8 protein-coding genes and 1 rRNA gene are annotated in these 9211 nt (G+C 46.9%); 1 reads left to right on the forward strand and 8 read right to left on the reverse strand.

Annotated elements, in window-relative coordinates; all coding sequences use genetic code 11:
• The first annotated feature begins 13 nt into the window (after positions 1–13).
• Positions 14–409: a DUF1573 domain-containing protein gene (locus ICC18_RS31700; RefSeq protein WP_188178416.1), complete on the forward strand. Its 396-nt coding sequence runs from the start codon at positions 14–16 to the stop codon at positions 407–409.
• A 77-nt stretch (positions 410–486) separates the two neighbouring features.
• Here the strand turns inward: ICC18_RS31700 and pssA are convergent, their stop codons facing one another.
• From pssA to rrf, 8 genes are all read right to left on the reverse strand, one after another.
• Positions 487–1236 carry a CDP-diacylglycerol--serine O-phosphatidyltransferase gene (pssA, locus tag ICC18_RS31705; protein ID WP_188178407.1) on the reverse strand — a complete coding sequence of 250 codons (750 nt, stop codon included), beginning with the start codon at positions 1234–1236 and terminating at the stop codon, positions 487–489.
• A gap of 85 nt (positions 1237–1321) precedes the next feature.
• The gene (gene disA / locus ICC18_RS31710; protein WP_188178417.1) at positions 1322–2401 is read right to left on the reverse strand and encodes a DNA integrity scanning diadenylate cyclase DisA; all 1080 of its coding nucleotides are present in this window, start codon (positions 2399–2401) and stop codon (positions 1322–1324) included.
• A gap of 81 nt (positions 2402–2482) precedes the next feature.
• Positions 2483–3850, reverse strand: a complete 1368-nt coding sequence (radA, locus tag ICC18_RS31715; RefSeq protein WP_188178408.1) for a DNA repair protein RadA — start codon at positions 3848–3850, stop codon at positions 2483–2485.
• 202 nt (positions 3851–4052) lie between these two features.
• Positions 4053–6494, reverse strand: coding sequence for an ATP-dependent protease ATP-binding subunit ClpC (gene clpC / locus ICC18_RS31720; protein WP_188178409.1), 2442 nt, complete (start codon positions 6492–6494; stop codon positions 4053–4055).
• A gap of 62 nt (positions 6495–6556) precedes the next feature.
• Positions 6557–7618, reverse strand: coding sequence for a protein-arginine kinase McsB (mcsB, locus tag ICC18_RS31725; RefSeq protein WP_188178410.1), 1062 nt, complete (start codon positions 7616–7618; stop codon positions 6557–6559).
• A 22-nt stretch (positions 7619–7640) separates the two neighbouring features.
• Entirely contained in the window at positions 7641–8153 is a 513-nt protein-coding gene (mcsA, locus tag ICC18_RS31730; RefSeq protein WP_188178411.1) for a protein-arginine kinase activator protein McsA, read from the reverse strand.
• Positions 8154–8166: 13 nt separating this feature from the next.
• Positions 8167–8628 (reverse strand): CtsR family transcriptional regulator, encoded by a 462-nt coding sequence (locus tag ICC18_RS31735; RefSeq protein WP_188178412.1) that lies wholly within the window; start codon positions 8626–8628, stop codon positions 8167–8169.
• 336 nt (positions 8629–8964) lie between these two features.
• A 5S ribosomal RNA gene (gene rrf / locus ICC18_RS31740) occupies positions 8965–9081 on the reverse strand.
• Positions 9082–9211 lie beyond the last annotated feature (130 nt).

The raw sequence follows: 9211 nt of genomic DNA on the forward strand, positions 1-9211 counted from the left end.
CGAGGTGGATGGAATGAGCTCCTTGACTTTAAAGCAGTTTCAAGATCAAGTGTCCGAATTGTTACTCCGTCACCGAAGTTTGCTTGATGTCTTGTCCAAATTTCAACAAACGAACGCAGCCGCTAATCGTTCCGTGATCAAATCCATTACGGAATGTGGATGTATTGGAGTCCATGCAGCCAAACAAGAGTATCATCCGGAGATGACGCTGAATGAGGCGAAGGAAGTTCTTGGCACCCATGTAAACGGCCATCTGTGCGAACATTGCGCAGAAGTTGTAAGCGCAGAACTCGGCAGAAATCTTTTCTACATGTCGGCGCTTAGCAACCTTTTGGATGTAGATTTGGAGAAAGTCGTTGAGAATGAATCGAAGAAATGCTCGACATTAGGACTTTTTAACATGTCATGAAAAACGAAAAAAAGAAGCATTTATTTTCTCTGAATCATCAGAAGAAAATAAATGCTTTTTATTTTCGTTCACTGCGCCTACACGTCAGATTTTACGGAGTGGTTTTCGTCGTGAACGCGTCTTTTGTTCTTTCTGCGCAGCCTTATAAAGATGCCATCAACGTTTTTTTTTAAGCCATACAGCGCGTAAACCAGCAGCGGTACGAAGATCATTTTCGATATGGATTCCGGCCACTTGATTGCTATTACCACCGCGACGGCAACGATAATTGGCGTGATCCAGATCGCCGCTTTGGGAATGCCGGCCTTTTTGAAATTCGGATATTTCACTGTACTTACCATGAGGTACGATAAAAGAATTGTGCTAACCAACAACACGTAAACGTTTATTTCGTTTTTAAATAATGCAAGCGTACAAAGTACGCCGCCTGCTGCCGGAATCGGCAGGCCGATAAAATAACCCGGAATACCGGCAACAACATTGAATCGAGCCAGACGAAGCGCTCCGCAAATCGGGAAGATGGCCGTTACAATCCATGCAAACGCAGGGCTAATCACATTGGGATCATTAAATGCAACCACATACATGATGAAGGCTGGAGCTACACCGAAAGAGATGACATCGGACAGCGAATCCAGTTCTTTGCCAAACTCACTTTGAGCATTCAGAGCTCTCGCGACACGTCCGTCAAGTCCATCGAGCAGCATGGCAACGATGACAAGCACCGCAGCGCGTCCGGGTTCCCCATTAAAGACAAGAATAATCGACAGAACACCAAGGAATAAGTTCCCTACAGTAAAAAGGCTGGGAATTGATTTCGTTAACATATGTTTTTGTCCACCTCTGGATTTACTATACCCTAATCCTACCTTAATAAAACCTCAACAATGATACTTTATGATTGTATCTACTTTAAATATGTCTGTCAATGAAGACTTGTTCTTGAATCCGCTTGAGTCCTTCTTTTATCGCGCGCGCTCTAACCTCGCCAATTCCATCCACTTCGTCCAGCTCCTCAATTGTCGCCATCATCATATGCGGCAGATAGCCGAACTTCTCTACAAGATTGGCGATAATAATCGAAGGGAGCCGGGGGATTTTGCCCAACATTCGGAAACCACGCGGCGAAACAGGTTCTTCGGCGATGGCATTCGTATGCGGATAGCCGAGTAAACGAATGATTTGATGCGGCTCAAGCAGCTCATCGGAAGAGAGTCGTTTCAAACCGGCCAGCACATCCTTCACTTTCTCTTCAGACAGTTCGCGCACATAATCTTTCACAAGAAGGCGTGCCTCCAGCTCGGAGTTACCAACCAATTCTTCCAGCTGCATGCTGATAAGGCGGCCTTCATTGCCCAGCTCGTTAATATAGCGATTGATTTCGGATTTGATTCTGAGAACCATCTCCACTCTAGCGATAACATTCGTAACGTCATGCAGCGTAACCAATTCCTCGAATTCGGAAGCACTTAGGTTGGTCATGGATTGGTCCAGTACGACCTTATACCTTTCCAGCGTCTGTATCGCTTGATTGGCTTTGGTCAGGATCACGCCGATATCTTTGAGCGCATAACGTAAATTGCCTTGATACAGCGTAATCACATTCCGCCGCTGCGATATCGAGACAACAAGCTTATTCGTTTGTTTCGCTACACGCTCTGCCGTCCGATGTCTAATTCCCGTCTCGGATGACGATATAGAGGAATCCGGAATTAATTGTGTGTTCGCATACAGAATGCGCTTCATATCTTCACTGAGAATAATAGCTCCGTCCATTTTGGCCAGCTCATATAAATAATTAGGGGAGAAATCGCAGTCAATGGAGAACCCGCCGTCGACGATTTCCATCACTTCCGGACTATAACCAACCACAATGAGCCCACCCGTCTTGGCACGCAAGACATTCTCCAAACCGTCGCGGAACGCGGTGCCTGGCGCAACCATCTGCAGAAGTTGACTCATCACGTCACGCTTTGTCTCTTCTTTACTCATCATTTCCCTCCTGAGAGTTTTGCGATAGCAAAACTTGCTTCATAAGCATGTGCTGTGCTTGCAGGTTGAATGGTTCACGAGTTAACTCAGCGCAGCTTGGAGAGCTTCTGACACCGTGTTCACTCCGATAATTTCCATGCCTGGCGGGTGCGTCCATCCTTTAAGACTTTTTTCCGGCATGATCACTCTGCGGAAACCCAGCTTTTCCGCTTCCTTCACTCGCTGATCGATCCGCGAGACACCCCGTACTTCTCCAGTGAGACCAATTTCACCGAACACCACATCATAAGGTCGTGTAGGTTGATCCTTGAAACTCGATGCGATACTTATCGCTACAGCCAAATCAACGGCCGGTTCATCTAATTTAACGCCGCCGGCCACATTGAGATAAGCGTCTTGATTTTGTAAGAACAGACCCATGCGTTTCTCAAGCACTGCCATGATTAGCGATAACCGATTATGATCGATGCCGGTAGCCATTCTTCGCGGAGATGGAAAGTTCGTCGTTGAGACGAGTGCTTGGATCTCCACCAGAACAGGGCGTGTTCCTTCCATACTGGCCACAACCGTGGAACCCGCCACACCCAAAGGTCTTTCGGACAAAAACAATTCTGACGGGTTGTTGACTTCAACGAGACCGCCCTCTTGCATTTCAAAAATTCCGATTTCATTCGTCGAACCAAAACGGTTCTTCACGGCTCGAAGCAAGCGATAAGAATGATGTCGTTCGCCCTCGAAATAGAGCACACAGTCCACCATATGCTCCAGCATGCGGGGACCTGCGATCGCGCCCTCCTTGGTGACGTGTCCGACAAGAACCGTTGCAATCCCTTTACCTTTAGCTATTCTCATAAAATGGCCGGTGCATTCCCGAACCTGACCAACCGTACCCGGTGCCGAGGCGATGGCCGGGTGATACACCGTTTGAATCGAGTCAATGACCAAGAAATCCGGGTTAATCTCTTGTATGGCTTCCTCAATAAGCTCTAGATTCGTTTCACAGAGCACATAAAGCAGCGATGATGAAGCGTTCAACCGATCCGCGCGAAGCTTCGTTTGTTTCACTGATTCTTCACCCGATATATAAAGCACTTTTTGCTGTGCTTGCGTGAGCGCAAAAGATGTTTGGAGCAGAAGGGTTGATTTCCCGATACCCGGATCGCCACCGACCAGGATCAATGATCCAGGGACTATGCCGCCGCCCAGTACACGATTCAATTCTTTATTGTTCGTCAACACCCGTGGTTCAGGACTACTTTCTATATGTATGATGGGTGTCGGTTTTTCTTTCGTTCGGGCAATGGAAGAATTCATCCCTTGTGTACGAACGACCGTTTCTATTTCTTCCACCATGGTGTTCCATGACTGGCACCCTGGGCACTTTCCCATCCACTTTGGTGATTCGTATCCGCACTCTTGGCAGCAAAACTTCGTTTTCTGTTTACTCATGACGTAGTAACTCCCTTTAGAAACATTTGCGGACGTTTTTGCCTATCCTTACCAAATAAAGTTTACCATTTTTAAGATGTCGGTGAAAGGGCTGCGTCAAACAAATCCCTAAAAAGTGAAGAAATCTTTCATCCCCCTGTTCAAAATAAAAAGCATTTTGCCGCCACCCTAGCCGGATGGAGCAAAATGCTTTTAACAGTTTTTATTGCACGGCTACGCCTTCGCCCTTAAGGACGACAAGTTCGCCTTCTTTCTCGTCGATCGTTAAGGAGTCGCCTTTTGCGATGTTCCCTTTGAGCAATTCCTCAGACAAGCGATCTTCAATATGCTTCTGAATCGCTCTGCGGAGCGGTCTGGCACCATATGTCGGATCGAATCCTTCTTTGGCAAGGAACATCTTCGCTTTATCGGTAAGCGAGAAGTCCACTTCCTGCTCTTTCAGGCGTTTGCGCAGATCATCGGCCATCAAGCTAACGATGCGAGCGATATGCTGCTCATCCAAAGAGTGGAACACGATGATTTCGTCGATCCGGTTCAAGAATTCCGGACGGAAGCTTTTCTTAAGCTCGCCCATCACCTTGTCTTTCATGTTGGAGTAATCTCTGCCTGCATCCTGTGCGGCCGTGAAACCGAGCGAAGAATTTTTCTTAATCGCTTCCGCGCCAACATTCGATGTCATAATGATCAACGTGTTACGGAAGTCGACAGTGCGGCCTTTGGAGTCGGTCAGACGGCCATCCTCCAGCACTTGCAGCAGGATATTGAACACTTCCGGATGTGCTTTCTCGATTTCATCAAGAAGCACGACGGAGTAAGGTTTACGACGAACTTTCTCAGTCAGTTGGCCGCCTTCTTCATACCCAACATACCCTGGAGGCGCTCCGACGAGTCTGGACGTGGAGTGTTTCTCCATATATTCCGACATATCGATGCGGATTACCGCGTTATCGTCACCAAACAATGATTCGGCCAGTGCACGTGCCAGCTCGGTTTTACCTACCCCTGTTGGTCCCAAGAAGATGAAGGAGCCCATTGGACGCTTCGGATCTTTCAGTCCCGCTCTAGCGCGACGGATAGCGCGGCTAACGGCTTTTACCGCTTCTTCTTGACCAATGACGCGTTCATGGAGAATGTCCTCCATTTTGAGTAAGCGCTCAGTTTCTTCTTCTGCCAACTTGCTTACCGGAATACCCGTCCAGCTTGCCACAACTTGCGCGATATCCTCAGGCGTTACTTCCGTATCCAAACGACCTTGCTTTTCTTTCCAGTCGTTTTTCGTCGTATCGAGTTCTTCACGCAACTTTTGCTCCGTATCACGCAGTCCGGCTGCTTTCTCAAATTCCTGGCTTTGAACAGCCGCGTCTTTCTCCTTGCGGATATCCTCGAGTTTATTCTCGAGCTGTTTCAAAGAAGGCGGGATTGTGTAAGAGCGAAGTCTCACTTTGGAGCTCGCCTCATCGATCAGGTCGATCGCTTTGTCCGGTAAGAACCGGTCCGTAATGTAACGGTCGGACAGTTTTACTGCCTCTTCGATCGCAGCATCGGTGATTTTCACACGGTGATGCGCTTCATATCGATCGCGAAGTCCGTGAAGGATTTGGATCGCTTCTTCCGGCGATGGTTGGTCTACCGTAATCGGTTGGAAACGTCGCTCCAGCGCAGCATCTTTTTCGATATATTTACGATATTCGTCAAGCGTTGTAGCCCCGATGCATTGCAGCTCGCCCCTCGCGAGTGCCGGCTTCAGGATGTTCGATGCGTCAATCGCACCTTCTGCTCCGCCAGCACCGATCAAAGTATGCAACTCATCGATAAAGAGCACGATGTTGCCAGCTTGGCGAATTTCGTCCATGATTTTTTTGAGCCGATCTTCGAACTCACCGCGATATTTGGTGCCCGCAACGACGGATCCCATATCGAGGGTCATTACTCTTTTATCCTTCAATGTTTCAGGAATTTCATTATTAATGATTTTTTGAGCGAGACCTTCAGCAATCGCCGTTTTACCAACGCCCGGTTCCCCAATGAGAACAGGGTTATTTTTCGTGCGGCGGCTCAATACCTGAATCACACGCTCGATTTCTTTACTGCGTCCAATCACCGGATCAAGATGACCCTCTTTGGCGAACGCCGTGAGATCTCTTGCCAAACCATCCAGTGTAGGCGTGTTCACATTCGGATTAGTTCCATGGCTTGGAGAAACCGTCTCACTGCTGCCTAGAAGTTGAAGCACTTGCTGACGAGCCTTGTTCAAGCTGACACCCAAGTTGTTGAGCACGCGTGCTGCAACCCCTTCGCCTTCACGGATCAGTCCGAGCAGGATATGCTCAGTGCCCACATACGTATGGCCCAGTTTTCTCGCTTCATCCATGGAAAGCTCAATGACTTTCTTAGCTCTTGGCGTGTAGGCGATGTTGGTCGGCTGTTCTTGGCCTCTGCCAATCAAGGATTCCACTTCATCTTGAATCTTCTCAAGCCCCAAGCCCAGAGCGATAAGCGCTTTAGCGGCAATACCTTCGCCCTCACGGATGAGTCCGAGTAAAATATGCTCAGTTCCGATATTATTGTGCCCTAAACGAACGGCCTCCTCTTGTGCAAGAGAGAGAACTTTTTGTGCACGTTCCGTAAATCTTCCAAACATCATAGAGAACACCTCCAAAAGTAGTATATCTATGGAAATCCTAAAGGATGAATCTATTTTACTTGCTAAAAGCGGCCAAACCTTTCACGAATCAGCTCCGCCCTGCGAATGTCACGGTCTTCGGCCGTTAATTTCTCACCTGCATATTGTTGAAGAAATCCTGGCTGCGTCATGACGAGCAGTTCATTAAGCACATTAGCCGATACATTGTTAATGATACCAAGGTCGATGCCTAATCTGACATCCGACAACCGCTGCGCGGCTTCCTTAGAATCCATAATGCCGGCATACGACAAAATGCCAAGAGAACGATTCACGCGATCGATGATTCTCATCCGAGACTCTTGCATCAGCTTATGTCTGGCAGCGCGCTCATGCTCAATGATTTGTCGAGCAACGCTATAGAGATTATCGATAATCTCTTCCTCAGACTGTCCGAGTGTAATCTGATTCGAAATTTGGAACAGATTACCTAATGCTTCGCTGCCTTCCCCGTATAATCCTCTTACTGTCAACCCAACTTGTGTAACAGCGGATAAAATACGATTAATTTGCTGGCTAAGCACCAAAGCCGGAAGATGCATCATCACTGAGGCTCGAATACCAGTTCCTACATTCGTAGGGCAACTCGTTAGGTATCCTCTTTTCTCGTCGTACCCATAATCCAACTGAGTTTCAAAAATATCATCAATCTGATTCGCCAAATCCCAGACTTCTTTGATCTGAAATCCCGGACATAAACATTGTATGCGAAGATGGTCCTCTTCGTTGATCATAATGCTAATGGATTCATTTTCGCTTAAGATGACGGCGCCATTCCTGGATTCGTTCGCGAGATTCGGACTAATCAAATGCTTTTCGACGAGGACCATTCTCTCCAATTCATTGAGATCGGATAACGGGATTAGAGAGAAGTTGCTAATCGTCTCGAGTTCTTCATTCTCAAGTACACCGGATAACTGTTCCAGCACCTCATGTGATTGCTGATTGGTAGCGAGCATCGGATATGGATAGTCCCTGAGGTTGCGCGCAATGCGGATCCGACTGCTAATGACGATATCCGACTCAGGTCCATCGCCCTTCATCCATTCACTCAATGCATCTCCCGTAAAACGCTGCAGTGTCACTCTATTCACCTTCCTCAAGAGCCTACGTACCGGCTATCTTTTTCTCGATTTCCCGAATCTGATCCCGAATCTTGGCCGCTTGTTCGAACTCTTCTTTTTCGATGCGGGTCATCATTTCTCTCTTAAGTGAATCAATTTCCCGCTTGTATTGAATGATGCCGCCGGTTCGTTTGGGAACCTTACCGACATGAACGATGTTGCCATGGACTCTTTTGAATAAAGGATCCAGCTTTTCCGAAAAGCTTTTATAACAGGAACCACAACCGAATCTCCCCAATTTACTAAACTGCGAATACGTAAGTCCACAGTGCTCGCAACGGATCGATTGGGATTTGGCTGAAGCAACAGACGACGGTTCAAAATCAAGCAAGCCGGATAAAAGATTATGAATAGAAAACCCGTTCGACGTTCCCGGAATCATTTCACCCTTCTCGCGAGCACAATTTTCACAAATATGAAACTCGTTCTTATCACCATTTACAATTTTCGTAAAATGAAGAGTCGCCGGCCGTTTACCGCACTCTTGACAAATCATTCATATGCCCTCCTCATCTGCTAAGCAAGGATATCAGCATGGCCTTCAAAATTTTAGCGCGAATTTCATCACGCAGCGGCAGCTTAAAAGTTAACACATCTCTTGAGATTGCCGCCTTAATCAGGTTAGCCTCCCTGGCAGAGATGTAATGGCCTTCCTGCAGCTGATATATGAGTCCTTCTGAGGTGACTTGATCAATGTGTGTATGAATCGTGCGAAAAATATGATCGAGAATAGAGCCATGGCTCTTGAGCTCGATTTTTTGGATGCGAATATATCCGCCGCCGCCTCGCTTGCTTTCCACAACATAACCCTTTTCCAAAGTGAACCGTGTGCTAATGACATAGTTGATTTGGGAAGGAACACATTGAAATTGATCAGCTAGATCGTTGCGTTGAATCTCAATTGCTCCTTCTGGACTTTGCTGCAGAACATGTTTCAAGTACTGCTCAATAATTTCTGAAACATTACGCATCAATTCATCCTCCCAGAACGCTTGAAGTAAACTTGGCTTCAGGAAAAGAAGCCTATGCTTACGGAAATACTTACGACCATATGGAGTTCATAACTCGCTATACGTCTTGGGTATTACTTTTAATGTGTGAGGCCAAATTGACTTTGACTTTCTTTGACCTTAATTTGATTATAATCATTTCCTTTCTTTTTGACAAGTACTGCATGTAAAAATCAAATTATCCACATTCCGAAGCCAAAAGTATGCCTTACTAGTGTTGACCTTACCTACAGTTTTATTCGGGACAACAAACAAAAAAGCCTTCTCGAGATCTCTCTCAAAAAGGCTCTTTATTGTGCTTGGCAACGTTCTACTCTTCCAGAACCCTTCGGTTCAAGTACCATCGACGCTGGAGGGCTTAACGGTCGTGTTCGAGATGGGAACGCGTGGGTCCCCTCCGCCATCATCACCAAACGATCAAAGTGCATTTGCACCCTGAAAACTAGATACGAAACTTGCGTAAAGTGTGAATGTTGCAGTGCTACGTATGTATACGTAGATGCTTACCTCTTATTGAGGTGTATTGGTTAAGCCCTCGACCGAT

Source organism: Paenibacillus sedimenti, from assembly GCF_014534655.1.
Taxonomy (GTDB): domain Bacteria; phylum Bacillota; class Bacilli; order Paenibacillales; family NBRC-103111; genus Paenibacillus_E; species Paenibacillus_E sedimenti.